Raw genomic sequence first — 26569 nt, 5'->3', positions numbered from 1 at the left:
TTCTTTATGATGGCACAAAAAAAATAACAGCGGCAAGTGCTGCTGTTATTTTTATTGCTTATTTATAACGTGTTACTTATTGGATAAGTACAAAGATAGACTCTCTGCCACGTTTAACGCCAAGTACAATATTACCTTGGGTATCTTCGATAATTTTGTTCATTTGACGAATATTTTCTACACGTTGGCGGTTAACTTGAACAATCACATCACCTTCTTCAAGACCAACACGTGCAGAAGGAGAGCGCGGATCTACTGTGGCGACTTCAATACCTTTAGTGCCATTTTTTTGCACGTTTTCAAGCGTTGCACCTTGGAATGCAGGATGCAGTTCATCGCCTGCGGCGGTTACACCCGATGCACCATCAAGCGTTACTTTAATGGTTTTTACTTTGCCATCGCGGTAAATACCTAATTTAACTTCGCGTCCTTCACCTAACGTTGCTATTTTACTGCGCAGCTCGTGGAAGCCACTAATATCGCTGCCATTAATACTAATAATAACATCGCCAGCTTTAATACCTGCTTTGCTTGCTGCGGTATCATCCATTACTTGCATAACGTAAGCACCTTGTTTAACGTCAAGTTGCTGTGCTTTTGCAAGGCCTGCATCAAGTGGGCGGCCAGAAATACCCAGTGAGCCACGGCGTACTTCGCCATGTTCAATAATTTGGTCGACTAAGTTTTTCATCATATTTGATGGAATGGCAAAGCCAATACCAACATTTCCACCCGAGGCACCTAAAATAGCAGTATTAATACCAATGAGTTCACCATTTAGGTTAACTAAAGCGCCTCCTGAGTTACCTTGGTTAATAGCTGCATCGGTTTGAATAAAGTCTTCGTAGCCTTCAATATTTAAACCACTACGCCCTAATGCACTTACAATGCCCGAGGTTACTGTATGGCTTAAACCAAATGGATTACCAATTGCTACTGCAAAGTCGCCGACACGCAATTTATCTGAATTTGCCAGTTTAACTTCGGTTAAGTCATCTGCATCTATTTGTAATAGCGCAATATCAGACTCTTTATCGGTACCAATTTTGGTGGCTTCAAATTCACGCCCATCTTCTAGCGTTACCACCATTTTTTCGGCATCTTGAATTACGTGGTTATTTGTTACTACATAGCCTTCGTCGGCATCTATAATAACCCCTGAGCCTAAACCGCTAAATTGGCGCTTTTGACTACGTGGTTGAGGGTTACCAAAAAAGTATTCAAGCGGGTCTGCACGGCGGCGTACTTCTTTTGAGCCAGAAACCTGAATGCTCACAACGCCAGGGGTAATTTGCTCAAGCATAGGCGCAAGTGTGGGTAATTGTTGGCCGTTAACTGCAATAGGCAGTTTTGCATAAGAGGCCATAGGGCTTAGTAATAAGCTTGTAGATAAGATTGCAGCACTAATAAGTGATAATTTCATTTTCATAGTCAGGGTGTACTCCACATCACAGGAAAAGCAAAAAGGCTGCATAAGCAGCCTTTTCGAATTTAAATATAAAGCTGTTACATTTAAAGACTATGGGGTCAAAAAAAAGTTCCTCAAGATAGCACTAACATTTTAGCGTGCTCAGTGTGTTAAGAGGCTTTTGCAGGTTTTGTATCACCATTTTGCCCTGCAAATAAACCAGATTCACCCGAGACGTAATCGGCAGGTTGTGCTTGTGCAGATGAACGGTCAACCTCGCGCTCTTTTAAAGACGCTTGTAATTGCTCTGTTGTTTCTTTAGAGAAAAACGGCTCGCTAGGCGCTTTGTTTTTATCATCAAGTAAGAGTTGATTGGTTTCTTCAACATGGCTGAGTAGTTGGTCGTAGTTTTCTTTCATTTTATTCACAAGCTTACCTGTGCTTGCTAAATGATCGGCCACATCTTGGCGATACTGCTCAAGCGCGTTTTGTGCTTGCTCGGCTTGTTCTTTTAATTCATCTTGCTTAAATTGCTTTTTAGTAACGAATGCACCAACAAAAAATGCCACTACAGCAGTAATAATAATTAAACCTACCCATGTAACTGTGCCCATAACTTCACCCCTTTGGGAAAAAATATCTAATAATGCCTGATTCAAATATAAATCATCCTGTGGGTAATATACCCCGAGTTAAGATGCGTGTTAATATGTTGTGCAAATTAAACTGTGTTTAAAATGTAATTAGATATGACTCCTTGGCAAACTTACCAGCAAGATCTTAAGCGCGATGACTTTGTACATGACCAAGCACAAGAAAATGCAGTGCGCCATTTACAACGTTTATATGATGACCTCACAAATAAAAAACCACAGCAACAAGGCTTTTTTGCAAAGTTGTTTAATAAAAGCGAACCAGAGCCAATCAAAGGGCTTTATTTTTGGGGCGGTGTAGGGCGTGGTAAAACCTATTTAGTAGATACCTTTTACGAAGCGCTGCCAGGTGAGCGTAAAATGCGCGTGCATTTTCATCGCTTTATGCACCGAGTTCACGATGAACTAAAAAAGCTAAATAATAAAAGTAATCCACTGGAAATTGTTGCCGACATATTTAAAGCCGAAACCGATATCATCTGTTTTGATGAATTCTTTGTTCAAGATATTACAGATGCCATGTTACTCGGCGGCTTAATGCAGGCATTATTTGCACGCAATATAGTATTAGTCGCCACCTCTAATATAGTGCCTGATGATTTATATAAAAACGGCTTACAGCGTGCGCGTTTTATTCCGGCCATTGAACTGGTAAAAGCGAACACAGAAATAGTAAATGTAGACTCTGGTATTGATTATCGCTTGCGTACACTTGAGCAAGCCGAAATATTTCACAGCCCGTTAGATGAGCAAGCCGATAAAAACTTATTTGAATATTTTGATAAGCTCTCGCCAGAGGCGGGGGAGCTTGATCAACCCATAGAAATAGAAGGGCGCTTAATCAACACACGCAAAGTGGCCAAGTGTGTAGTGATGTTTGAATTTAGCGAATTGTGCGAAACCGCACGTAGCCAAGTCGACTACATGGAAATTAGCCGCTTATATAACACTGTTATTATTTCTAATGTTAAACAGCTTGGACAAAATAATGATGATGCAGCTAGGCGCTTTATCGCTTTAGTGGATGAGTTTTACGAACGCCATGTAACATTAATTATTTCGGCTGAAAAACCGATCACGCAACTTTATACCCAAGGCAATCTTAACTTTGAATTTAAGCGCTGCATTAGCCGCCTGCAAGAAATGCAGTCTTTAGAGTATTTAGCAAAAGAGCATTTAGCATAGCGCTAATACGACTGTATCGACTCTTTAAAGTGGCCTTATTGTTGTTTTTATATAAATGCATAAATTTTTGTAATTTTCTTGTGGAAAAAACAACCGCTCGGTAGCAATGTGTTTTAAGTGCTGGTATACTCCCGCGTCTGCCACGTTGCGTTCTATGTCCTCATATAGTTTAGCCACTTGTGAGCGGCGCTAAAGTCTAAAACTCGAAGGGGTTATAGCATACTTAGAGCGGTAGTTAATAATAACTGCCTGTGGTTTTAATTGAAAAACATTGGATTTTTATAAATGAAAACGTTTGTTGCTAAACCAGAAACAGTAAAACGTGACTGGTACGTAGTTGACGCTGAAGGTAAAACTTTAGGTCGCATCGCTACTGAAATCGCTCATCGCCTACGCGGTAAGCACAAAGCTGAATACACTCCACACGTAGATACTGGTGATTACATCATCGTTATCAACGCTGAGAAAGTTACTGTAACTGGTAACAAATTCAAAGATAAAGTGTACTACGCTCATACTGGTTTCCCAGGTGGTCTTAAGTCTACTACTTTTGATAAACTTCAAGCTGCAAAGCCTGAAATGATCATCGAAAAAGCTGTTAAAGGCATGTTGCCACGTGGTCCTTTAGGCCGCGCTATGTACCGTAAACTTAAAGTTTACGCAGGTACTGAGCACAACCATGCTGCACAACAGCCTCAGGTTCTAGACATTTAAGGAGCACTATCATGGCAAATCAATACTACGGTACAGGTCGTCGTAAAAGTTCAAGTGCTCGCGTATTCTTACGCCCAGGCACTGGTAACATCGTAATCAACAAGCGCTCTTTAGAAGAGTACTTTGGTCGCGAAACAGCACGCATGGTTGTTCGTCAAGCTCTTGAGCTTGTTGACATGACTGAAAAATTTGACCTTCACATCACCGTTGCCGGTGGTGGTACAACTGGTCAAGCTGGTGCTATCCGTCACGGTATCACTCGTGCACTTATGGAGTTTGACGAGTCATTACGTCCACAACTTCGTAAAGCAGGTTTTGTTACACGTGATGCACGTAAAGTTGAACGTAAGAAAGTGGGTCTTAAGAAAGCGCGTAAGCGTCCACAGTTCTCAAAACGTTAATTTTTACGTTATCAAGAATTCAAAAACCCAGCTTATGCTGGGTTTTTTGTTTTTGGCATTAAAATTTAAGTACTTACCTGCCTCAAGCCCGCTTTTTTAAGGCTAGGCGCTGATCATATTTTATAAATACTGCGTATTTAATGTACGAAAGCTTTAAAATACCCATTTCGCTGCAAAAAAGTTAAATAATTATCGCAATTAGTGTAAATCCATCAGTTAATTGGTGGAATTTTTTGCTACAATTGGCTGGCAAGTAGTATGAGCAAGTTCAACCTCACCATGTACAGTTTATCTGTTTCCTCGTAGTGGGGTTGATCTTGGTCAGTATATTGTTTTTACAGAAGCGCTATTATAGTCATTCGGCTTTATTCTCGAGCTTACTTTATCAAACTATTGATCAAGTCGGGTTATTCGAGCGTGAGGCTGTGAATAACCTTGTTTTAATCAAGGGTTTTAATTATGATCGCTTCTATTTTAAAAATTTCGAAAAATTAACCTGCTGTAACTGATGTTCTCAATATAGCAAGTGTTGAGAATCATAGTGGAGATAAGTGGATGAGCAATGCGCCTGTAGACAATGGCCGACGTCGCTTTTTAACCATAGCTACCTCTGTTGTAGGTGGTGTTGGTGCGGCTGGGGCTGCTGTTCCTTTTATTGCGTCTTGGAATCCAAGTGAGCGAGCTAAATCTGCGGGTGCGCCTGTAGAAGTAGATATCAGCAAACTTGAGCCAGGACAATTAATACGTGTCGAGTGGCGTGGTAAACCTGTATGGGTTGTATCACGTACCCCTAAAATGCTTGAGCAGATGAAAGAACATGAAGGTCAACTTCGTGATCCGCAATCGCAAGAGCCACAACAACTAGAATCATCAACAAATGATTACCGTTCATTACGCCCAGAGATTTTTGTCGCTGTTGGTATTTGTACGCATTTAGGGTGTTCTCCAGGCTTTTTCCAAGGTAACTTTAGTGAAAAAGTTGAAGGGACAGATGATGGTTTTTACTGTCCATGTCACGGTTCTAAATTTGATATGGCTGGGCGAGTATTTCAATCAGTTCCTGCACCATTGAACTTAGAAGTACCACCTTATACTTTTCTTGATGAAACCACTATTTTAGTGGGCGAAGAAAAAGGGGTAGCCTAATGCTTGGTAAAATTGTTAGTTGGATTGACGACCGTATCCCAATGACACGTGTTTGGAACATGCACATTGCACAGTATCCAGCACCTAAAAACTTTAACTTCTGGTACTTTTTTGGCTCGCTAGCCATGTTAGTACTAGTAAACCAAATACTTACTGGTATTTGGTTAACGATGAACTTTGTTCCCTCTTCTGAAGGCGCTTTCGCATCAGTAGAGTACATCATGCGTGATGTTGAATACGGTTGGTTATTACGTTATTTACACTCAACGGGTGCATCTGCGTTTTTCATCGTTGTTTATATGCATATGTTCCGTGGCATGATCTACGGCTCTTACCAAAAACCACGTGAATTACTGTGGTTGTTCGGTATGTTTATTTTCTTAGCATTAATGGCTGAAGCCTTCATGGGTTACTTATTACCATGGGGACAAATGTCGTTCTGGGGTGCGCAGGTAATCATTTCGTTATTCGGGGCTATTCCGGTAATTGGTGATGACTTAACACTTTGGATCCGTGGTGACTACGTAATATCGGGTGCAACGCTTAACCGCTTCTTTGCATTACACGTTATTGCACTACCATTGGTTATTGTAATTTTAGTGTTCTTACACATTGTTGCGCTACACGAAGTGGGCTCTAACAACCCTGACGGTGTTGAAATAAAACGCAAAAAAGGCACTGTGGCTGAAGAAGATAAGTCTAAATTTAAATTCCATGAGTATTACACCGACAAAAAAGACATTGTTGATGCGATACCGTTCCACCCGTACTACACAGTAAAAGATATTGTGGGCGTGGTTGGTTTCTTAATCTTGTTCTGTTGGGTTGTATTCTTTATGCCTGCGATGAATGGTTTCTTCCTAGAAGCGCCAAACTTTGAAGCAGCAAACCCACTTAAAACACCAGAGCACATTTTCCCAGTTTGGTACTTTACGCCATTCTATGCAATCTTACGTGCAATCCCTGATAAGCTTATCGGTGTTGCGGCAATGGGTGCGTCAATTGTGGTACTCGCATTGTTACCGTGGATTGACCGTGGTCGTGTTAAATCGGTTCGTTACCGTTGTGGTTTCCACAAATGGAACATTGCAGGTTTCGTTGTAACTTTCGTTCTTTTAGGTTGGGTGGGTGCAACTCCACAAACTGATATGAAAACGATAATTTCTCAAATCTGTACTGTGACTTACTTTATGTTCTTCGTACTGTTATTTATATACAGTAAGAATGAAAAAACTAAGCCATTGCCTGAGAGGTTAACGAAATGATGAAAAAGCTACTTATTGGTGTATTTGCTTTATCAGTAAACTTGCTGCCTAACATGGTTATGGCTGCGGGTCCTTCGGTTCCTCTTATGGAAGCGGGTAACGATATATCTGATCAGCCTTCTTTGCAGCGCGGCGCAAAGTTGTTCATGAACTACTGTCTTGGTTGTCACCAAATGCAGTATCAACGTTATGAACGTACTTTCCGTGATATTGGTATTCCAACCGAGCTTGGCAAAGAGCAATTGATTTTTGATGGTTCAAAAGTAGGTGGCCATATTCTTAACGCTATCGCAAAAGAAGATGCTGCTAAATGGTTTGGTGCGGCTCCGCCGGATTTAACCAATGTGGCGCGTGTGCGTGGCAGTGATTGGATTTACACTTACTTAAAATCGTTTTATAAAGATGAATCTCGTCCGTTTGGCGTAAATAATACGTTATTCCCATCGGTGGGTATGCCACATGTTCTTCAAGAACTACAAGGTTTACCAACACCTATCATTGAAGAAGTTGAACAACATGGTCAAACAGTGACTAAAGTTGTTGGTACTGAAACAGATGGTAAGGGCGAATTAAGCGTTGATGAGTACGATCAAGCGGTTCGTGATTTAACGAATTTCTTAGAGTATGTAGGTGAACCTACACGCCTTGAGTCAGAAGCGTTAGGTATTAAGGTAATTGGATTTTTAGTTATCCTGTTTATCTTGGCATTTATGCTTAAGAAAGAATACTGGAGAGATGTTCATTAATTTGAGCATTTTACAAGGTAATTTTGCAATAGGGGCTTAAGCCCCTATTGCTGTTTTAGTTATTTAATGGAGGTATAGGCATGGCCGTAGCTGCCAATAAGCGCCCTGTAATGACCCTTTTTTCTGGTGCTAACTGTATGTATAGCCACCAAGTACGTATTGTACTTGCAGAAAAAGGTGTAAGTGTAGATATTCATTTGGCTGAAAAGGATAACTTGCCAGAGGCACTTCACGAAATTAACCCTTACGGTACAGTACCCACACTGATTGACCGTGAGCTTGGCTTATATCAGGCAAACATCATCATGGAATACCTTGATGAACGTTTCCCTCATCCTCCACTAATGCCTGTGTATCCGGTAATGCGTGGTCGTAGCCGTTTAATGATGCACCGTATTGATACTGATTGGTACAGCCTTGCTGAAAAAATCATTAACAATACAGCAGATGCTGCACAAGCTCGTAAAGAGTTAACTGAAGCGTTACTTGCAATTGCACCAATCTTTAACGAAGCTCCATACTTTATGAGTGAAGAGTTTAGCTTAGTAGATTGTTATTTAGCACCACTATTATGGCGTTTACCAGAGTTTGGTATTGAGCTTAATGGCTCTGGCGCTAAAGAGCTAAAAGAGTACATGATCCGCTTATTTGAGCGTGAGTCATTCCAAGCTTCTTTAACTGAAGCAGAGCGTGAGATCCGTTTATAATGACGCCTAATCGTCCTTATTTACTACGTGCTTTTTTTGATTGGATCGTAGATAACGACTGCACACCACATTTAGTGGTTGATGCGCAGTACCCAGCAGTACAAGTGCCTACGCAGTTTGTACAAGATGGCCAAATAGTGCTTAATATTAGCCCTTCTGCCGTTACTGGGTTTTCGTTAGATATGGAACAACTAAGCTTTAATGCGCGCTTTGGCGGACAGCCAATGCAAGTATATGTGCCTTTAGGTGCGGTGCTTGCTATTTACGCGCGTGAAAATGGCGAAGGAACAGTCTTTACTGCAGATGAGTTTTTAGAGGACGAAGACGATTTTGCACCTGACCTTGAAAGTGTGGAAACATCAGATGAGACTATTGATGAGACCCCGCCAGAAAAGCCAGAAAAGAAAAAAGGCTCACATTTACGCGTTATCAAGTAACGCTTAAATACAAAAAAAACCGCTAATTAAGCGGTTTTTTTATGTGCCTCATAAACGGCTTCTTATGTATTTTATAAATATTCAAACACTTTAATAACGCGCTCTACACCCGATACATTGCGTGCAATGTTAACCGCTTGGTTAGACTCAGATTCAGATACTAATCCCATTAAAAATACTTCAGCGTTTTCGGTCACTACTTTAATATTATTACTCGGTATATCTTTAGCTGTTAAAAGCTGCGCTTTAACTTTAGAGGTTAGCCACGAGTCATGCGTTTGTGTGGTAATACCAATATTTGACCCAATTCTAATTTGGTTATGTATTTTACGTATACCTGAGAGCCCCTCAATGCTCTGCTGAGCTTGGTTTTTCATTTCTTGATTTGCAACCTGACCTACCAGTAAAACAATGCCATTAACGCTTATAGCGTCTACATTAGCGAACTTTTCTAGTCGTTCAACTTCACTAAGCGCAATACTGGCTTTAATTTCTATATTATTGTCGTCTATTTGCGATCCAATGGTGCGGCGATCATTTGCTGCTGTTACTGCACCAGCTGTTCCTGCAACCACTGCGGCTGCACAGCCTTGCAGTAAAACAACAGTACCTAAAACAATAAGAGAGCGTTTAAACATAATTTTCATCCTGCGGGAAAAGAGTTAAATCAACCAGTTCACTTAAGCAATGTAAGTTAACTAAGTGAGATTCAATAATGCGGCTAGGGCGCTTAGAAGGCGTACGAATTTCTACATCATTAGGGCCTAATAAGCCAACGAGTTCTCCACCATCGTCACCTACCATCACTATGACCTTCATATCTTTAGTAAGTGCAGCTTCTACAGCAGAAATAATATGTTTTTCGTTGCCATTAATTGCTAACGCAAGCAGTAAATCGCCTTGTTGTGCAAAAGCACGTACTTGGCGAGCAAAGGTATCATGCTCATCTACTTGGCTACTTTGCCCTAAATTGATATTTTCTTGAGATAGCGCAATAGCAGGTAAACAGGGGCGCTCTGTTTCGTAGTGATTAACTAATACGCCGGCCATGTGCTGCGCTAGCATATGGCAGTTTGCCGTGCCACAGCAAAGGAGTTTGTTACCATTAATTAAACTTTGTGCAATGGTAAATGCCGCAGACTCTAGTGCGCTTGGCAGTACTTCGCCTGCTGCTATTTGTACTTGAATGCTTTCTGTAAAAATTTCTTTAATTGTATCTTGCATAGACTACCAATAATTTATTCGTCATTTTTGTTTGTTGCTGGGCGTTTTACTAATCTGTTTGCGTGTTGTTAAAGTACGCTTTTGATCCAATTTATATTGCCAGAGCCTTCACCTGTAATGGCAACATAGTCGACTCTTATAGGCTGATTAGTTAAGTTTTTTGCTGCCAAGTAGTGATAAATAGTGCGTTTTAATCGTGCTTGTTTTTGTGCGCCAAGGGCATAATTTGCACCGCCTCTCGCATTGTTTTTACGAAACTTAACTTCTACAAATACAAGCGTATCGCCGTGTTTCATAATTACATCAAGCTCACCAAAGGGGCAATAATAATTACGCTCAATAGGCGTAAGCCCTTCACGGGTTAAGTATTTTTCTGCTTGGCGTTCATAGTACTGGCCTTTTTCTCGGCTATTTTGCCACAGCTCTTTAAACCACGACATAGCCGCTCCAGGTTAATCAAACGTAAGCGTATTGCTTTCGTTGGCTGATTGCATAAATAAAGGCACGGGCTGCTTTGTTTCTAGCTGTACGGCTTTTATGCGTCTATTTGTGTATTGTGCCCAATCAAGCGTACGCTCTATGTGTCCGCTTGTATTTACCGAAAGTTTCCCACTTAAACCTGTAAACTTATTACCGGGCATTACACTCAATTGCCTAATGTCGCTTAGCACCGACACGGCATCGTAAGCCATGGCAAATAGGCGTTGGCTTATATCGGCATTTTCAGGCCACAGCGTGTTGTATTGGTTGCGTAAATTATGTTGTTTAACTGTCGCATTAAGCATCCACGGAAGCTCTGTAAAGTAAAGACCTTCTAAATCGCCTTTATCAGTGCGATCTATTTGCTTACTATGGCTTTTAGAGCTGGCATAAAGCGGGATCCGCTGTGCAAAAGTGCTTACATTTACATCTAAATAAGGTTTTATCAGGCGTGTTTCTATAGCGTCGCCTAAAATGTAAATCGCATCAATATCGCTACGAGAGCGGGTTTCACTTTCTACTTCTTGTTTAAATAAAGACTTAACCGTTTTAATACGCTGCTTAGATTTATCAACCTCTAACAAGCTTGTAATTGTGTTTGGCATGTCTTTGTTATCGTTATAAAACCCAATTTGCGGTTTTGTTTCGCTATAGCGCTGCCACTGAATATTAAAGTAATCAACCAAACGCTGACCATTGGCATTATTAGGCGCTAATAACATAGGCTTTTGATAACCTTTAGCTAAAAAGTGCTCCAGCGCTTGCTGCACTTCATGCTCAGGGTTTAAAGCAAAAAAGTAATGTTGCAGCGAGAGTCGCTCACCATCAAATGTATTTAAGTGTAATGTAGGGGTATCAATAAGTGTTTTAGCTTGCGCAAGTTTATCTATATTCGCTTTTAATAATGGCCCAATCACAAAGTCTGGATTAAATTGGCTCAGCTGCTCGCTTAGCACTTGGGTTGCAAGGTTTTCATCTATAAAAACAGTGTCGCTAATAGTTTGCTTATCAAGCCCTGCCAAAATGCCGGCTTTTAGGGCGTCACCTAAACGCTCATTTGCGCCTGATTGCGGTAAAAGTACAGCTAAACGCTCTATATTAACTGGTGCTAGGTCGGCTAGGGCTTCATCTTGCTCGGGTAAAATAGCTACGGCAGGGTGCCCAGGGTAGCGACGGCGCCAATTATTAATGGCTTGGTCAAGCTCTACACCGCTATTTGCATATACTTGGTGGTACAAAGCTAAGTTAGTCCAACCTTGTTGAATAACAGAGCCACGATTAAAGCGCTCTAGCGCATAAGAAGACAGCTTTGTTAAGTTATCCCACAGCGCACTTTGCAGAGCAGGGATCTCAATATTGTTTTTATTCGCAGTTTCTGAGGCTCTAAAAAAATAAGGTGCGGCGCGCTTAGGAAAGTTTTGCGATGCATATATGCTAGCAGTTAAATATTGATGCCAAGCAAAGTGTTCAGGCTGTTTAAGTTGGCCATCGAGCGATTGCAAAATAACGAGCGCTTGGTCGTTTTTATTTTGCTGCTTTTGTGCATAAGCAATGTATAAGCGGTTTTGAATTTTATCTACACTTGGGGTTTGCTCAAGCTCATTACAAATATTTTCAAGTAACGGCCAGCTTTGCTCCGAAATAGCCGCATCACGCGCACTATAAAGCAATTGAATTTTGTCGGCACCGGTACGATTAAGCGCTAATTTATAAATAGCATCGGCACTGGTTGCTTGATTTTGCAGCGCATTTGCACTGGTGTTAATGCTATCGCTATTTTTAGTTGGTTTTTCGGTTGTGCTACAGGCCGATAACCCTGACAATATAATTAATAGACTAACAAGTTTAAGTCGCACAATGATTTCCCAATACGTTAACGCGATTTGCTTATATTACTGACTGACGCAGGAGACCTCAATGTTAAATGAGGAGAATTCACAGAAAATTGGCACTCTTTACATTGTTGCCACCCCAATTGGCAATTTTGACGACTTAAGCCAGCGTGCCATCGCGACATTATCGCAAGTTGACTTAATCGCTGCTGAAGACACGCGCCACACCGGTAAACTACTAAGCCACTTTGGTATAAAGGCAAAAACCTTTGCATTACATGACCATAACGAAAAACAAAAAGCGCAGCAGATTATTGATTGGCTAAACGAAGGCAAAAATATCGCGCTAGTCTCAGATGCCGGCACGCCGCTGATAAGCGACCCAGGTTATGCCGTTGTAAACCTGTGCCGCGAGCAAGGCGCGCATGTAACACCCGTGCCCGGTGCGTGTGCTGCTATTACTGCAGTGTGTTGCTCAGGCCTGCCAACAGATCGCTTTCAGTTTATTGGCTTTACACCGGCTAAAAGTAAAGCCCGTCAAGATTTTTTCATAGAAGCTGTAAACTCAAGCATTACCAGCATAATGTACGAAAGCACCCACCGTATTATGGCAAGCCTAGATGATTTAGAAGCGGCCTTAGGTAGTGAGCAACAAGTGGTATTTGCAAAAGAGCTAACCAAAACCTTTGAAACCTTTTTTAATGGTAGCGTAAGTGAGTTAAAGCAGTTTTTAACTGATGACCCAACCAAGCAACGCGGCGAAATAGTGCTCATGTTGCCAGGTAAACCCAAGCAAGTAGATGATATACCGCCAGAGGCGCGTAAAATGCTGGCGCTACTTGAAAGCGAAATGCCGATGAAAAAAGCCTGTGGTATTGTTGCTGAATACTTTGGAATGAAGAAAAACGCCCTGTATAAAACAATTATTGACGAAAAAGAGTAAATCTTTACTGCGTACAAGGCACAGCTCATGTATACTGCGCGCCGAGTTAGCCAAGATAATCGCTGCCTGTGACGAAAATGATCAGGGGGAGGAAAGTCCGGGCTCCACAGGGCAGAGTGCCAGCTAACGGCTGGGGGGCGTGAGCCCACGACAAGTGCAGCAGAGAGGAGACCGCCAACCCTCGGGTTGGTAAGGGTGAAAGGGTGCGGTAAGAGCGCACCGGGCCACTGGTAACAGTTGGTTGCAAGGTAAACTCCACTCGGAGCAAGACCAAATAGGGTTCCTTATGGCGTGGCCCACGTTGGAACCGGGTAGGTTGCTTGAGCCATAGAGCGATTTATGGCCTAGACGAATGATTATCACTTTCTTCGGAAAGGACAGAACCCGGCTTATATGGCTAACTCACTCATTCAACAAAAAAGCCCGCAGTTAACGCTGCGGGCTTTTTTGTGCCTAAAATTTGATTAAGTACTTTGTTGTTTTTTAAGGCTCAGGCTGTCCTTTTTTAAGTCGCTTACTGAGTGCTGGCTGCGATATACCTAGTAGTTGCGCTGCCATTGATTGATTTGAGTTGCTACGTTTCATCGCTTCTGCTACCAGTAATTCTGCAGCTTGTTTTAAAGTGGGTAGCGTTGATGTTGACTCAAATAAGGGCTTTGCAAGCTGGGCTTGTATATCTAATTTGGGCACGGCACTGCGTACGCTTTCAAACGCTTTCATAGACAGTGCGCCACTTTGGTGGGTGCTCATTGCATCAAAGGCCATGGCGCGCAGCTCTCTTATATTGCCTGGGAAAGCGTAGTTTTCGAGTAAAATTAATAATTCTTTTGGAATACTTGCCACCGGTTTATTAAATTCTTGTGCGGCAAGCGTTAAAAAGTGCTCGAGTAATAAGGCTATATCTTGCTTGCGCTCTCTAAGCGGCGGAATATTTACATGATGAATTTTTAAACGGTAGTATAAATCGTTTCTAAATTCGCCATTTTCTTTTTTAGTGAGTAAATTTTGGTGGGTGGCTGCAATAATGCGCGCGTTGATGCGCTTTGGGGTATCGCTGCCTACTGGGTAATATTCGCCTTCTTGCAAAAGCCTTAATAGCTTTACTTGCGAGGCCAGGTTTAAATCGCCAATTTCATCAAGAAATAGTATCCCGCCTGATGCGCGTTCTATCATGCCTTTGCGGGCTTGCTCAGCGCCTGTAAAAGCGCCTTTTTTATGACCAAATAAGGTATCCGAAAATAAGTTATCGTCAAGGCCGGCTACGTTTACACACACAAGCTCGCCACTGCAGCTACTGGTTTCGTGAATGGCTCTGGCTATAAGCTCCTTTCCTACGCCACTTTCTCCGGTAATTAGAATAGGTTGTTGGCTATTTGATATAGACTCAATGTAATTAAACACCGAATGCATTTGATGATCCACACTAATAATTTTAGAAAACGCAGGATGCAGGCTTGTTTGGTTTTCTAGCAGATAGCCGCGCATGGCTTGGTTTTCTAAGTTTAGCTCTTGAAAACGCACCACTTGCATTATGCTATTGCTTAGGCGTTCTGGATCTTCTGTTTTTACATGATAACCATAAGCACCTAATTTTATACATTTTACAGCGGCTTCTACTTGGTTAATGCCGCTGATGATCACCACCGAAATATGCGGAAAAAGCTCTGTAATTTGCGCTATAAGCTCATCGCCACTGATATGTGGCATGTTTAAATCAAGCAATACAACGCGAACATTCCCTTGGTTTAGTTTGGCAATTACATCGCGGCTATCATTACATTGTACAATGTTGTTAATGCCGCAGTAGCGCTCTATTGCAAACGATATGCTTCGTAAAAAGCTGTTGTCGTCATCACAAATGAGGACCTCAAAACTAGGATATAAATTAGTATTCATAGTTCTCTCTCGTGTTGTAATAAGGGTAGTGATAGCTTTACTTTTGTGCCTTTACCGAGGGTTGATTTAAAGGTGAGTTGGCCTTGGTGATCTGCCACGATCCCCGCTGATACAGAAAGCCCTAAGCCGGTGCCGCCAGATTGTCGTTTGGTGGTATAAAAGGGGTCGGTGAGCTTAATTAAGTGCTGTTGATCAATGCCTACGCCTTGATCTTCAATGCTCAGCACAACCTGATTGTGTTTAGTATGGAAATAGCTGGTGATAATGATTTTTTGCGATTTGTCTTCAAGCGCTTGGCAGGCATTTAAAATTAAATTTACGATTACCTGCTCAATGCGACTGCCGCTGCCTTTAAACGCAGGCAGTGAGTTGGCTAAGTTAACCTCTAAGTGGTTTGTCGAGTTTTTAATTTGATTTGTGACTAAGCGAATAGAGCGGTTTGTTAGTAGGTTTAAATCTAGCTGCTCAGTTTTCTCATGCGATGCTTCACCTTTTACGGCAAAGCTTTTTAAATCCTCTACTATGCCCTTTACCTTGTTACTGGCAATGTGCATATCGTCTAAAATTTCTGGCAGCATATGTTTAAAGCGCTGATAGCTTACACCGGCAACAAGAAAGTCGCCTTGGCGTGCTTGATGCTCATCAAGTATGTCTGTTGCATCTTCAAAGGCTTCTTTTATAAACGGAAAATTTAACGTTAAAATACTACATGGGTTATTAATTTCGTGAGCTACTCCCGAAACCAACACCCCCAGTGAGGCCATTTTATCTGCATGAAGTAGCTGTAACTGCTGGGCTTGTAGCTCTTTGGTGCGGCTTTCTACTTTTTTGCGCAGGGCTTTGTTCCAAATTATCACCACGGTACTAATTAGTAGCAGCACCACTACACATATACCTGCTATTACGCCAGCTTTTGACCAAGGTGATACGTTTAACGGGCCAAACCATTTGTCGTAAATTTCTTGCTGACGGCCGGTGTTTTTTAAAATAGCTAAGCCTTGAGTAAATTGCGATAACAGCGCTTCATCTGCGGTTTTAGTGGCATAGCCATAAAGCCGGTTTCTTTCTAGGCTAGAAATAGCAGTGATGTTTGATAGCCCCAATTTTTTACTTAAATATAAACCGGGTAAGTTTGAAACCACTGCAAAGTCATAGCGGCCAGAGGCAAGCAAGCGCAGGGCATCGGCATGGGTTTCAACCGGTATAAGGGTAATGTTTAAGCCTGAGTGGTTAAGCATATCAAATGCTGAGCCATTGCTTTGTACAATAACGCGGTAGTTTTCAAGCTCGCTGTAGTGCGTTATTTTAGGACTATTGTCGCGCGCAAATATAGAGTGGTTAACAAACGTGTGCGGGCTAAAGTTATACAGATCGGTGCGCTCGGGTGTGGCGGCCATGCCTTGTAAAATATCCACATTTCCACGGTCAAACTCGGCTCTTATTTCGGCCCAGGGCATTAGCTTTATTTTTATATTAAGCCCCATTACAGCGGCTATTTCTTGGCTAAGTTCTACGTTGTAACCTGTAAGCTCGCCATCTTCGTTAATAAACTCATAAGGGGGGTAGTTAAAATCTCCGCCCACTATAATTTGTTTTGGCTGCGATAAGTTAGCTTGTGCAAAGCAGTTTAGGCTATTGAAACCCAGTAGGCTTAGTAGCGCTATTTTTAATACATAAAACCAAGCGTTTTGTTTAATAAACAAGTGAGTAAACCTCTGCATTTTTTAGTTGTGGTAGTGCGTTAGTAAATTGTCTAAACAGTACAAATAAAATGGCGTTTATGTTCCTTTTACAGCCGCAAAAAGGTTGTTTTTAGTTGGCAGCAGGGGACTATAGTCTGTATTTTAATTTTATATAAATTAGGTACTAACGAATTTATCATGGTTTTAAGTCTTATCTATTTATACTTTAAACTAAATAAGAATAAATTAATTGTTAATTAAGGTTTTTTGTAAGGCAGTTATGTCTTTTTAAGGCTGTTTAATAAAATAAAAGCGATTTAATATCGGCTATTAAATCGCTTTTATTGGTTGGGCCTATTTAGAGAATGTTGACCTGTGTAGATTAACGTTTTTCAAGCTAGGGCAGTTTAAGCAAGGCGCTGGCTTTTAAGCGAGTAGGCTTAATAATCGCTTTTGCTAAATACTAAACTCACTACTGTAAATTTAATCACGATTGGTCAACATGCCTTAGTACTAAAACTTCATGTTTAGGTTTACTTGAATGCGATCGCGGCCATTGTTGTTAGTGGGTATATCGTTATTAATATTATCTACGCTAAACCATCTTAAATCGGCATTTAGGTTCTCTGCAATTTTGTAATCTAGCTGTACGCGTGTGCCTTTAATATTGGTATAAGAACCCGGAGTATTAGTTTGCGTAAACGCGCCGTTCATAGGTAATGCATAGGCTTCGGTACGTAGCACGTAAAAACGCAGGCCAAACTGTTTATTAATTTGATAACGAGCATGTACAGTAAACGCTGTATTTTCGCTGTCGGCTTCACTTGTGTAGTAATCGGCTGCAAAGCGCACTGGGCCATAACGTACATCAAGGTTGTAGGTCATTACGTTGCCTGCTTGGTCATCATCAAGACCCGACTCAGCACTGGCATAGGCCGTATCTGAGGCGCTAACAAAAATTCCGCCAATACTGGCTTTAACGTTAATGTTATTAAAACTTGTAGCATATACACCTTGTAATTGTTGCCAGCTAGCATCGCGCTTGCCTTCGCCATTATCGACATTTTCTTCAAGAATAATATGCCCCGCATTAACGCTAAACGTATTGTTACTCCAGTTAGCTTGCACACCTTCTAGCGCTATATCGTCACGAAAAAGCAGCTCTGATGAATGCATATAAACGGGTGCCGCTTTACCAATATATACTTGGGTGTTACTAAGCCCTGTGTACTTCATAAAGGCGCGGTCTAAACCAAAGTCATCGTTATCGCTGGTATCGGTGATACCAAAAGTTTGATGGGTTGAATCGTGTTGGCTTGAGGTTGTTCTAAAGCGCATTTGCGCTGACCAGTTTTCGGTAGCCGCGTATTTAATACCAAAACGGGCACGCAAACGGGCGCGGCTTGTTGAGTCAATTGTATCGCCTTCGGTGTGCTCAAAGCGCATACGCATATCGCCAAATAGCTTAACGGCTTCAAGGCCATTTAAACCTTCAATTGTAATATCTGCGTGGGCAGGTTTAGCTAAGGCAATAACACCTAATGCAACGGGTAAATATATAAGTTTACTAGTCATGGTTTGTTCTCTATAAAATTACTAAATCGAGGGTTATTGCTTAGCGGGTTGAGCCGCTGTGTTGTCTTGGTTGTAAAGGGTTTCGTCAAGCTCGCCTTCGCTTTTGCCAATTAATAAAGTAACCATTAAATCGCCAGTTACATTTATGGTAGTGCGCGCCATATCTAAAATTCGGTCAATACCGGCAACTATTGCAATGCCTTCAAGTGGTAGGCCAACGGTGGTCAGTACTAGCGAAAGCATAATAAGGCCTGCACCGGGTACACCAGCGGTGCCTACAGAGGCTAAAGTAGCTGTAGCTATAATTGTTAAGTAATCTGTTGTGGTGAGGTCAATACCAAAGGCTTGGGCAATAAACAGTGCTAATACGCCTTGGTATAAAGCGGTGCCATCCATGTTAATAGTGGCGCCTACTGGCAGTACAAAGCTTGATACAGTACGCGATACACCTAAGTTTTGAGTGGCGCATTTAATGCTGGCAGGTAAAGTACCTGAGCTACTTGTGGTGGTAAAAGCAATAATTTGCGCTTCAATAATACCTTTATAAAAACGTTGTGGATTAAGCTTGCCTAGTAAGCCTACAAAGCCGCCACCTAACACTAAAACGTGAATAATGCAGCCTAGGTACACTAAGCCAATTACTTTTATAAGTGGCAGTAAAACATCCAGTCCGTACTTGCCAGATACCCAAGCCATTAATGCAAATACACCGTATGGTGCCAGCTTCATTACAAGCTCAGTTAACTTGTACATTGCATCGGCTAGGCTTTCAAACATTTTGCTAGCGGGTTCGCCTTTTTCACCAATTAGGTTTAAAGCAATGCCTAAGCTCAACGCAAACACAATAATTTGTAAAATATTACCTGAGGCTAATGAGCCCACTGGGTTTTTTGGTACTAAACCTACAATGGTGTCTACTAAGGTAGGGCTTGGTTTAGCATCAGCCACTGTGGTTGCAACCATATTTAAGCCTGCGCCAGGTTCAAACAACAACCCAAGACCCAAACCAATCGAAATAGCTACTGCGGTGGTGGCTAAATAAAATACGATTGACTTAACACCAATACGCCCCATTTTAGTGGTGTCTTTCATTGAGGTAACACCAACAATTAATGAGCAAAATATAAGCGGTACAATTAACATTTTAATGGCGCTAATAAATAGCTGGCCAATTGGTTTTATATATTCAGCATTATTGCCTAACAGCATGCCGGCAATAATACCCGTTATCATACCTATGAGTATTTTTAGCCAGAGCGCCATTTTTCTAGGCTCGTTGTTATTAATACTTGTTGTACTGGTCATAGTGTTATTCCAATTATTTATAATATTTAGTGGGAGCTATTTAACTTTTGCTTAGGGCGTTAACGCGTATATTGCACTGGCACGTGCACAGGCCACACAAGGGGCTTGCAATTTTATGGACAAGCTTTCGTTAGCCTTTTTCGATAGGGGTTGTTTGTACACGTGCATAATTAAGCTCTAAAGTTGTTAGATTATTGTTATTGCATTAATAATGCCAAGCACGGTTTTGTTAATAACGTATTGAATGTTATTGATTTTATTGTTTTTGGTTGGCGGTTTGTTAATATAACTTTTTGAATAATTATTAATAATGAAAGACGGGTTAAAGGCGGATTAAATGATGGTTTATAAATAACTCATTTAAAATCAATGAGTTGATAGGTGTATAACTTTTATTATTGATATAACAAAAGTTATATTTAATGCATTAATTAATCATATTTTTTGATTTTTCAGGGTTTAAAACATTATTAAGTTGTAAATTGGCTGTATGTGGTTTTATTTTTTCTTATACGTTTAGCTTAGATAATATTTTTACCCTGTTCAGGATCCCGTGATTTTTCGGCTTGATCACGAATTTCGTCGGTATCACTACTTACATCATCAACCGTTTCATTTTGCTGCTGCAGCTGCTTAGAGCTTTGCTGAGCAGTTAAAGGTTGCTCAGCTTTGTTGGTGGGCTTTTGTGTATCACTCTCATCAGGTGCACTGAGTAAAATACGCTCGCGGGCATCATCTGGCATACTGATGTTTTGCGCTGTAAATTCGGTTACTAGCTCACGCATTAACTGCGAGGCCACTTTTAACGGACTATGTTGTTCGCTGTTAACCCAAAAAAACAGATTAAAGTTAATTGTTGAGCTGCCTAAATTATTGATCAGCACTTGTGCTGGTGGCTCAGTAATCACACCCGTTTGCTTGTTTGCAATTTCAAGGGCGAGTGTTTGGCAGTAACGAATATCGTTATCGTAACCTATGCCAATCACCACCTTGGCACGCATTTTTGGATTTGCAGTTAGGTTTTTAATGGTATTTTTATAAACCGTGGCGTTAGGTATTTGTATATGGTTGCCATCGTAATCAACTAAGGTGGTTGCGCGAGCGGTGACTTTTTTAACCACACCTAAGCGGCCATCGACTTCTATTACATCGTCTATTTTAAATGGCCGTTGAACGCTCAACAGCAAGCTAGCGATAAAGTTCTCTGCTATGTCTCTAAAGGCAAAGCCCAATATTAAGCCTATTAATCCGGTACCGCTCATAATGGCAATAGCAAATTCGGTAAGTCCTGCTAAACGTAAAAATAAATACACGCCCAGCAATAAAATTAAAATGCTAATCCCGCGTTTGGCCACTAAGTGCACAAGTTTACTGTCGGTCATATAAATGAGCGGTTTTACTAACAGCTTAGACAAAGGACTGGCGACAAAGTAGCTAATAGTTAAAAGTATAAAACCTAATAAAAGAGTGGGTAATATTTGCGCTGTTGCGTGAAGTAATTGCAAACTTTGGGCGTATAAATACTGCCAACTGAGCACGCTTTCTGGGGTGTTTAAGGCATTCACAGCCGTGGTGTTCACTGCAATTAGCATAGTTATAAGGCTGTTCATGGCGTATTACCTTGGTATTTTAAATAATCTAGCAAGCAGCAAGTTTAATACCAATGCCATAAGCACAGCTTGGCAAACTTTTTGCTCGATAATAGGCTAAAAAGGAGCAAACAATGAGCAAACCTAAACGGGGACAATATGCCGAGCAGCCAGTGCACATTCCGGTTATTGGTTGGTGGGACATAGCCAAACGTATTTTTAAGCAAATGAGCCAAGACAACTTATCGCTGGTTGCAGCGGGCGTTGCGTTTTATGCCTTACTTGCTATTTTTCCTGCTATTGCTGCAATGGTTTCTGTGTATGCGTACTTTTCATCGCCCACCGATATTAGTGAACACCTGAGTAAAATAGTTACCTTATTACCGCAAAGTACGAGCGATTTAATTTTATCTCAGGTCTCGAGCTTGGCTCAAACCTCTAACGCCAGTTTAAGCTTAAGTGCAATTGGTACACTTATTCTTACTATTTGGAGTAGCTCTAAAGGCAGCCAAGCGCTTATTACTGCCTGTAACATTAGTTATCATGAATACGAAAAACGCTCATTTTTTCATGCTCAGTTAGTACGTTTTTTATTTTCGGTAGGGGCTATTTTAGTGGCTATTTTTGCTTTGCTAATTATAGGTATTTTACCCATAGTACTTAATTTAGTGGGCTTAAAAGAAAGTATAGACTTACTAATAAAGTTAATATCGTGGCCATTACTCGCCTTTATGTTTAATTTTGCATTGGTGCTTTTGTATCGCTATGCACCACACCGAAAACCCGCTAAATGGCGCTGGATCACACTTGGCTCGTGTATTGCGACTGTATTATGGATTTTAGCCTCAATTGGTTTTTCGTTTTATGTGTCTCACTTTGCAAGCTACAACGAAACGTATGGTTCGTTAGGCGGGGTAGTGATTATGCTAATGTGGCTCTATATAAGTGCCTATATTATTACGCTTGGGGCGGTAATAAATGCGGCAACCGAACAACAAACAGCGAAAGATAGTACCAAAGGCCCCGCTAAAGAACGCGGTAAACGCGGCGCCTATGTTGCTGATCACCTTGATGTAGATGAGCCGACAAACTCTTAGCCCGGTTCGTTATTGCACAAGCTTATGAGATGTTGAGTAAATGCTTGGCCAACGGGGCCTAAACGGTCATTGTCGGTGCACATTAAATAAAGCTTTAAGGAGCGGGTTGTACCTTGCTCTAAATTAAGGGGCTTAAGTGTGTTGTTTTTAAGATAAGGTTTAATTTGTGCACTAGGCAGCCATGCATAACCAAAGTTTTGGCTAACCATATCAATAGAGTTACGTAAGTGACTTACTGTCCAGCGCATATCTGCCCCAAGCCAGCCGTCGTCGTGGCTGGTGTGGGTGGCCGAATCGCGAACAACTATTTGCCTGTGTAATTTAAGCTCTCTGTAGGTCAGTGGTTCAGTGCGCTGGTGTAAGGGGTGATCCGGGTGCGCAACGGCAATAAATTCTATATCGCACAAGCTATGGCAATTAATGCCATAAAGCGCAATAGAGGTAATTGCTAAGTCGACCACTGCATTGGTAAGTAATTCGTTTGCGCCGTTAAGTACGCTTTCTATCAGTTCTATTTTTACCAGTGGGTATTGCTCATTAATATGGCTTAGCGCTTGGTACAATAAATGCTGCGGAAACACTTCATCTACTGCTATTTTTAATGTGCTTTCAATACCTTCGCTTAACGTATTAGCAACCGATTCTATTTTGCTGGCTTCATCTATTAAAAATTCAGCGCGGCGCAATATAAGCTTACCGTTTTCGGTTAAATACGCTTTACGGCCTTTTACTTCAAGCAATTTTACTTGCAGTGCCGACTCTAACTTTTGCACTGCATGGTGCACGGTTGATTGGCTTTTAAATACCGCGCTGCTAGCACCGGCAAACCCACCATGCTCTACAACAGCTTTAAACATTCTCCATTGCTCGAGTGTTGCCTTTGCCATTTTAAACCTTGTTACTACTTACTATTGATTAAACTACCTGACCGTGTAGGCACTCTATTTATTGCGTAACTACTTATTTATTATTGGCAATAACCATTTTTTTGCTGCTCAGTAACGTCATAAACTCTTTTTTAGGCACTGGCCTTGAAAACAAATAACCTTGCCCGTAGTCGCATCCTGCTTTTAGCAGTAGCTGCATTTGTTGCTGTGTTTCAATTCCTTCAGCAATAACTTTTAGGCCAAGCTGGTGGGCCATCACAATAATGGCTTCACATAAAGCAAGCTCTTGGCTCCCAGCTTTAATATTATCAATAAAGCGTTTATCTATTTTTAGGTAATCGGTATCCATTTCTTGCAGGTACGCGAGCGATGAATAGCCGGTGCCAAAGTCATCTAGCGCTAATTGCACACCTGACTGGACTAATGTTTTTAAGCGACTTTGAGTTAGTGGCTCTGGGTTAACCATAAGGCCTTCTGTGATCTCGGCCACAATAGAGGAGGCAGGTAGCTTGGCTGCTTTTAAAATCTCACACCAATCGTCAATTCCGCTATCGATTGTTGATAACTGCACAGGAGAGACATTTATACTAATTTGAAATTGCTCCCCCATGGTGGTGTTTATTTCTTTTAGGGTGTGTATTGCTTGTGTAAATACAAATTGGCCCAGCGCATTTATTTGCCTAGTTTCCTCTGCAAGCGGTATAAACGTCGCCGGCGAGACTAACCCCTTTTTAGGGTGATGCCAGCGAATAAGCCCTTCGGCTTTATGAATGTGCAAATCGTTTAATGCCACAATAGGCTGATAAAATAGCTCAAATTGTTCAAGCTCTATGGCGGAGCGTAAATCTTTTAATAGCTGCATACGCGCTTGCGCATGAATACGCATATCTTTTGAAAAAAACTCAAACCCATTACGGCCGTTATTTTTAGCTTTATACATGGCTTGGTCGGCAGCTTTTAATAGCAGCTCTGTACTTTGGCCATCGCTAGGTGCGCATGCAATGCCCATACTAGCGCTAATAAATAGCTCCTCGTCTTCAAGCTGTATACTTGATGAAAGGCTTTGCAATATATTGCTGGCAATTTGGTTTATATGGCGACTGCTTTTAACATGGTCGTATACAATCACAAACTCATCACCGCCAATACGTGCGACAAAACTGGCGTTTATTGCAGCTTGAATTATCCGTTGAGAAACTAACTTAAGTAGATTATCGCCATAATGATGGCCTAACGTGTCGTTAATATCTTTAAAGTGATCAATATCGAGCAGCATCACAACAAGTTCGCATTTGTCGCCTGTTACTTCATCAAAACGCTTATTTAAACGCTCTTTAAGCTCTAGCCTATTTGGTAAATCAGTTAAGTGGTCGAAGTGAGTTTTTCGCCATATGGTTTCATCGGCTTGTTTTTTTTCTGTTAGGTCGGTAAAAATGGCCACCCGGCGAGTAGGCATATTTTTATCATCGTACACGGTATCTATAATGAGGTATTCGCTATAGGTGTCGCCATTTTTTTTACGATTAATTATCTCACCCTGCCAACGGCCAGTTTCTCTGAGCTCTGCCCACATTTTTTCATAAAATGCTTTTGAGTGTTTGCCAGATGCTAAAATACGGCTGGTTTTACCTATCGCTTCTTCTTTGCTGTATTGGGTTGTTTCGCAAAAAGCAGGGTTTACGTCATAAATAATGCCGTCGGGGTCTGTAATCATCATCCCTTCACTACTATTACTGTAAACAAGCGACGCTAAATGAAGTGCTTTTTCGTTGACCTTTTTTTGGCTTATATCTCTAAGAACAATAATGTATTCATTATTAGTGAGTGCATTGATTCTTGCCTCAAAAAAGTGCTCTTTAGATTTTTTAAACAATGTAAACTCAATGGTTTGTGAGCCATCTAAAGTACCTAATTGAGAAAGCAGTAACTCTGCATTGGCCTCAGAGAGTACATCCACTAATTTTAAAGCTTTGCCTGTCTCAACGTTTAGCACAGGGCTAATATAGCCGCCAATATAAAGGATTTTGCCTTGGGCATTTATACGTATGTAGGTATCGGGTAAAGCATTTAATAAGCTCATTAACTCGTTGTGCTTATTTTTTAATTTAGCCTCTGCAGATAACCGGGTTTGTGCCATAACAGCAAAACGGTCATAAAGCGCGCGCAGCTCTGGGCTGTTGGGCTTTTTAATATGTTTGGGCATAGTGCCATTTGCCAGTTCATCTGTGGCTTTGGTTAAATTAGCGATAGGCTTAAATATACTTTGTTTAATTAAGCGTCTAGCTAGCAACACCAACAGGGCAATAGCCGATAAAAACGCAAAAATGGTTTTAGCAAAGCTTTCATTCACTTTATTAATAAAATCTTCAACCGAAACGGCTATATAAATATCTAAATTATTATCATGGCCGTCTTTGTATATTACTGAGCGATGAAAAACCTGGTTTTCGCCTTCTGCATTTTCGAACACGGTTAACGAGCTTTTATCGTGAAGTAAATCTATGTCAGTAATTTTTTGGCCTAAATTACGTGGTTGATTAGGGTAGTTGGCCAGTATTAAGCCATTAGAGTCGGCAATAACGGCCTTGGCATTGTTAGGTAATTTTGCTTCGCTTAAGGCGATATTCCACCAATTCAATGCAATAACGGTAACCAGTGTGCCTTTTAGTTGGTTATTACTATCTATAATTGGGTAGGCAAAATTGACACTTTGCGCTTGAATACTTCGGTCGTATTGAAAATACCCCACCGAAAAACTTTTATTACTAATGGCATTTTGAAAATAAGTACGATCGCTAATATTAATATTTTTACTACGACCATTTGTCACGCACTGTAGGTCGCCATTTTTATCAACAATACCTATATTTGCAATATTCTTATAAAGGGCTTTTATTTCGTAAAAGTAATTAGGGCAGGTTGTGGGGAGTGTTTCATTTTTTGCTGCTTTATCGGCTAAATAAATAGTAATACGTTTAACATCATCAACCATTGTTTTTTGATGTTGTGTCAATTGCTTAGCTATATTTACTATTCTTTCTTCACTTTTTTCAATGGCAGCATCACGTTCATACCATAGCGTAAATACCGTCACAGCGGCGCCGGGAATGCTAAGTAGGATGAGTAACCTGTAAAGCTGGCTTTTAAGCGATGAAGTAAAAATAAGATTTCCTTAAGTTCTGCGTCCCTAAAAAGTGATTGTAGACATAAAAGCCAAAAATAACCATACAAAATATAGGGTTGTACTAAAAAGTTATTAGAAATCAGCTTAAGTCTGTGTTTTTAATCATGGAGCTTATTATACCAAATAAACGAATTATCAAAATAAGCACTCAACTTTCTAAAAAATAGAATGTTTTGCTCGATTTAAAGACATAGTCGTATTGTTTTATGAATG

At 40.9% G+C, this 26569-nt stretch carries 23 protein-coding genes and 1 other RNA gene; 11 read left to right on the top strand and 13 right to left on the bottom strand.

Features of this window, described 5'->3' with window-relative positions; genetic code table 11:
* Positions 1–76: 76 nt before the first annotated feature.
* Positions 77–1429 (bottom strand): Do family serine endopeptidase, encoded by a 1353-nt coding sequence (locus MTF64_RS10065; protein ID WP_004589100.1) that lies wholly within the window; start codon positions 1427–1429, stop codon positions 77–79.
* Positions 1430–1578: 149 nt separating this feature from the next.
* Entirely contained in the window at positions 1579–2022 is a 444-nt protein-coding gene (locus MTF64_RS10060) for a YhcB family protein (protein ID WP_004589101.1), read from the bottom strand.
* Positions 2023–2157: 135 nt separating this feature from the next.
* On the opposite strand from MTF64_RS10060, the gene zapE reads away from it, so the two are divergent.
* The 8 genes from zapE to MTF64_RS10020 all read left to right on the top strand — a co-directional run bounded on the left by zapE (position 2158) and on the right by MTF64_RS10020 (position 8662).
* Positions 2158–3246 carry a cell division protein ZapE gene (zapE, locus tag MTF64_RS10055; RefSeq protein WP_024033326.1) on the top strand — a complete coding sequence of 363 codons (1089 nt, stop codon included), beginning with the start codon at positions 2158–2160 and terminating at the stop codon, positions 3244–3246.
* A gap of 285 nt (positions 3247–3531) precedes the next feature.
* Positions 3532–3960 carry a 50S ribosomal protein L13 gene (rplM, locus tag MTF64_RS10050; RefSeq protein WP_004589103.1) on the top strand — a complete coding sequence of 143 codons (429 nt, stop codon included), beginning with the start codon at positions 3532–3534 and terminating at the stop codon, positions 3958–3960.
* An 8-nt stretch (positions 3961–3968) separates the two neighbouring features.
* Entirely contained in the window at positions 3969–4361 is a 393-nt protein-coding gene (gene rpsI, locus MTF64_RS10045) for a 30S ribosomal protein S9 (RefSeq protein WP_024600778.1), read from the top strand.
* 555 nt (positions 4362–4916) lie between these two features.
* Entirely contained in the window at positions 4917–5507 is a 591-nt protein-coding gene (gene petA / locus MTF64_RS10040; RefSeq protein WP_004589105.1) for a ubiquinol-cytochrome c reductase iron-sulfur subunit, read from the top strand.
* Complete coding sequence (locus tag MTF64_RS10035) at positions 5507–6772, top strand: cytochrome b N-terminal domain-containing protein (protein ID WP_248451272.1); 1266 nt, start codon at positions 5507–5509, stop codon at positions 6770–6772. The genes petA and MTF64_RS10035 overlap by 1 nt, the downstream gene beginning before the upstream one ends.
* On the top strand, positions 6769–7518 hold the full coding sequence (locus tag MTF64_RS10030; RefSeq protein WP_024033324.1) for a cytochrome c1: 750 nt from the start codon (positions 6769–6771) through the stop codon (positions 7516–7518). Before MTF64_RS10035 ends, MTF64_RS10030 begins: the two co-directional genes overlap by 4 nt.
* Before the next feature lie 80 nt (positions 7519–7598).
* The gene (sspA, locus tag MTF64_RS10025; RefSeq protein ID WP_004589108.1) at positions 7599–8225 is read left to right on the top strand and encodes a stringent starvation protein SspA; all 627 of its coding nucleotides are present in this window, start codon (positions 7599–7601) and stop codon (positions 8223–8225) included.
* Entirely contained in the window at positions 8225–8662 is a 438-nt protein-coding gene (locus tag MTF64_RS10020; protein ID WP_138684909.1) for a ClpXP protease specificity-enhancing factor, read from the top strand. The genes sspA and MTF64_RS10020 overlap by 1 nt, the downstream gene beginning before the upstream one ends.
* Positions 8663–8733: 71 nt before the next feature.
* Here MTF64_RS10020 and dolP read toward each other — a convergent pair whose 3' ends face one another.
* The 4 genes from dolP to MTF64_RS10000 all read right to left on the bottom strand — a co-directional run bounded on the left by dolP (position 8734) and on the right by MTF64_RS10000 (position 12222).
* Positions 8734–9300, bottom strand: a complete 567-nt coding sequence (gene dolP / locus MTF64_RS10015; RefSeq protein WP_004589110.1) for a division/outer membrane stress-associated lipid-binding lipoprotein — start codon at positions 9298–9300, stop codon at positions 8734–8736.
* Positions 9293–9886, bottom strand: a complete 594-nt coding sequence (locus tag MTF64_RS10010) for an SIS domain-containing protein (protein WP_004589111.1) — start codon at positions 9884–9886, stop codon at positions 9293–9295. Before MTF64_RS10010 ends, dolP begins: the two co-directional genes overlap by 8 nt.
* A 68-nt stretch (positions 9887–9954) precedes the next feature.
* Positions 9955–10326, bottom strand: coding sequence for a YraN family protein (locus tag MTF64_RS10005; RefSeq protein WP_004589112.1), 372 nt, complete (start codon positions 10324–10326; stop codon positions 9955–9957).
* Positions 10327–10338: 12 nt separating this feature from the next.
* Positions 10339–12222: a penicillin-binding protein activator gene (locus tag MTF64_RS10000; RefSeq protein ID WP_055252729.1), complete on the bottom strand. Its 1884-nt coding sequence runs from the start codon at positions 12220–12222 to the stop codon at positions 10339–10341.
* A 61-nt stretch (positions 12223–12283) separates the two neighbouring features.
* Here MTF64_RS10000 and rsmI point away from each other — a divergent pair, with 61 nt between their 5' ends.
* Positions 12284–13141 (top strand): 16S rRNA (cytidine(1402)-2'-O)-methyltransferase, encoded by an 858-nt coding sequence (gene rsmI, locus MTF64_RS09995; RefSeq protein WP_024033320.1) that lies wholly within the window; start codon positions 12284–12286, stop codon positions 13139–13141.
* Positions 13142–13184: 43 nt separating this feature from the next.
* An RNA gene (gene rnpB / locus MTF64_RS09990) (RNase P RNA component class A) lies at positions 13185–13549 on the top strand.
* A gap of 75 nt (positions 13550–13624) precedes the next feature.
* On the opposite strand, the gene MTF64_RS09985 is transcribed toward rnpB, so the two are convergent.
* The 5 genes from MTF64_RS09985 to MTF64_RS09965 form a co-directional block, all read right to left on the bottom strand.
* The gene (locus tag MTF64_RS09985) at positions 13625–15037 is read right to left on the bottom strand and encodes a sigma-54 dependent transcriptional regulator (RefSeq protein ID WP_248451271.1); all 1413 of its coding nucleotides are present in this window, start codon (positions 15035–15037) and stop codon (positions 13625–13627) included.
* The gene (locus tag MTF64_RS09980; RefSeq protein WP_198401352.1) at positions 15034–16740 is read right to left on the bottom strand and encodes a transporter substrate-binding domain-containing protein; all 1707 of its coding nucleotides are present in this window, start codon (positions 16738–16740) and stop codon (positions 15034–15036) included. Before MTF64_RS09980 ends, MTF64_RS09985 begins: the two co-directional genes overlap by 4 nt.
* Before the next feature lie 492 nt (positions 16741–17232).
* Positions 17233–18294 carry a putative porin gene (locus tag MTF64_RS09975; protein WP_248451270.1) on the bottom strand — a complete coding sequence of 354 codons (1062 nt, stop codon included), beginning with the start codon at positions 18292–18294 and terminating at the stop codon, positions 17233–17235.
* A gap of 33 nt (positions 18295–18327) precedes the next feature.
* Positions 18328–19599, bottom strand: coding sequence for a dicarboxylate/amino acid:cation symporter (locus tag MTF64_RS09970; RefSeq protein WP_248451268.1), 1272 nt, complete (start codon positions 19597–19599; stop codon positions 18328–18330).
* A 521-nt stretch (positions 19600–20120) separates the two neighbouring features.
* Positions 20121–21191: a mechanosensitive ion channel domain-containing protein gene (locus MTF64_RS09965; RefSeq protein WP_052026279.1), complete on the bottom strand. Its 1071-nt coding sequence runs from the start codon at positions 21189–21191 to the stop codon at positions 20121–20123.
* 131 nt (positions 21192–21322) lie between these two features.
* Here MTF64_RS09965 and MTF64_RS09960 point away from each other — a divergent pair, with 131 nt between their 5' ends.
* Positions 21323–22285, top strand: a complete 963-nt coding sequence (locus tag MTF64_RS09960) for a YihY/virulence factor BrkB family protein (protein WP_248451267.1) — start codon at positions 21323–21325, stop codon at positions 22283–22285.
* Here the strand turns inward: MTF64_RS09960 and MTF64_RS09955 are convergent.
* Both MTF64_RS09955 and MTF64_RS09950 read right to left on the bottom strand, forming a co-directional pair.
* Positions 22282–23172: a LysR family transcriptional regulator gene (locus tag MTF64_RS09955; protein ID WP_004589125.1), complete on the bottom strand. Its 891-nt coding sequence runs from the start codon at positions 23170–23172 to the stop codon at positions 22282–22284. The two genes, MTF64_RS09960 and MTF64_RS09955, sit on opposite strands and share 4 nt — an antisense overlap.
* A gap of 73 nt (positions 23173–23245) precedes the next feature.
* Entirely contained in the window at positions 23246–26266 is a 3021-nt protein-coding gene (locus tag MTF64_RS09950; RefSeq protein ID WP_248451266.1) for an EAL domain-containing protein, read from the bottom strand.
* Positions 26267–26569 lie beyond the last annotated feature (303 nt).

Origin of the sequence: Pseudoalteromonas sp. 2CM41L, from assembly GCF_023161905.1 — a bacterium.
Classification (GTDB): Bacteria; Pseudomonadota; Gammaproteobacteria; order Enterobacterales; family Alteromonadaceae; genus Pseudoalteromonas; species Pseudoalteromonas atlantica.
The sequence above is the reverse complement of the archived record's forward strand: the minus strand, read 5'-3'. Positions and strand labels throughout refer to the sequence as shown.

Excerpts from the sequence above, each read along its gene's own strand:
- MTF64_RS10065 (WP_004589100.1), bottom strand. The coding sequence starts at position 1,429 with ATGAAAATGAAATTATCACTTATTAGTGCTGCAATCTTATCTACAAGC.
- MTF64_RS10060 (WP_004589101.1), bottom strand. The coding sequence starts at position 2,022 with ATGGGCACAGTTACATGGGTAGGTTTAATTATTATTACTGCTGTAGTG.
- zapE (WP_024033326.1), top strand. The coding sequence starts at position 2,158 with ATGACTCCTTGGCAAACTTACCAGCAAGATCTTAAGCGCGATGACTTT.
- rplM (WP_004589103.1), top strand. The coding sequence starts at position 3,532 with ATGAAAACGTTTGTTGCTAAACCAGAAACAGTAAAACGTGACTGGTAC.
- petA (WP_004589105.1), top strand. The coding sequence starts at position 4,917 with ATGAGCAATGCGCCTGTAGACAATGGCCGACGTCGCTTTTTAACCATA.
- MTF64_RS10035 (WP_248451272.1), top strand. The coding sequence starts at position 5,507 with ATGCTTGGTAAAATTGTTAGTTGGATTGACGACCGTATCCCAATGACA.
- MTF64_RS10030 (WP_024033324.1), top strand. The coding sequence starts at position 6,769 with ATGATGAAAAAGCTACTTATTGGTGTATTTGCTTTATCAGTAAACTTG.
- sspA (WP_004589108.1), top strand. The coding sequence starts at position 7,599 with ATGGCCGTAGCTGCCAATAAGCGCCCTGTAATGACCCTTTTTTCTGGT.
- MTF64_RS10020 (WP_138684909.1), top strand. The coding sequence starts at position 8,225 with ATGACGCCTAATCGTCCTTATTTACTACGTGCTTTTTTTGATTGGATC.
- dolP (WP_004589110.1), bottom strand. The coding sequence starts at position 9,300 with ATGTTTAAACGCTCTCTTATTGTTTTAGGTACTGTTGTTTTACTGCAA.
- MTF64_RS10010 (WP_004589111.1), bottom strand. The coding sequence starts at position 9,886 with ATGCAAGATACAATTAAAGAAATTTTTACAGAAAGCATTCAAGTACAA.
- MTF64_RS10005 (WP_004589112.1), bottom strand. The coding sequence starts at position 10,326 with ATGTCGTGGTTTAAAGAGCTGTGGCAAAATAGCCGAGAAAAAGGCCAG.
- rsmI (WP_024033320.1), top strand. The coding sequence starts at position 12,284 with ATGTTAAATGAGGAGAATTCACAGAAAATTGGCACTCTTTACATTGTT.
- MTF64_RS09985 (WP_248451271.1), bottom strand. The coding sequence starts at position 15,037 with ATGAATACTAATTTATATCCTAGTTTTGAGGTCCTCATTTGTGATGAC.
- MTF64_RS09975 (WP_248451270.1), bottom strand. The coding sequence starts at position 18,294 with ATGACTAGTAAACTTATATATTTACCCGTTGCATTAGGTGTTATTGCC.
- MTF64_RS09970 (WP_248451268.1), bottom strand. The coding sequence starts at position 19,599 with ATGACCAGTACAACAAGTATTAATAACAACGAGCCTAGAAAAATGGCG.
- MTF64_RS09965 (WP_052026279.1), bottom strand. The coding sequence starts at position 21,191 with ATGCTAATTGCAGTGAACACCACGGCTGTGAATGCCTTAAACACCCCA.
- MTF64_RS09960 (WP_248451267.1), top strand. The coding sequence starts at position 21,323 with ATGAGCAAACCTAAACGGGGACAATATGCCGAGCAGCCAGTGCACATT.
- MTF64_RS09955 (WP_004589125.1), bottom strand. The coding sequence starts at position 23,172 with ATGGCAAAGGCAACACTCGAGCAATGGAGAATGTTTAAAGCTGTTGTA.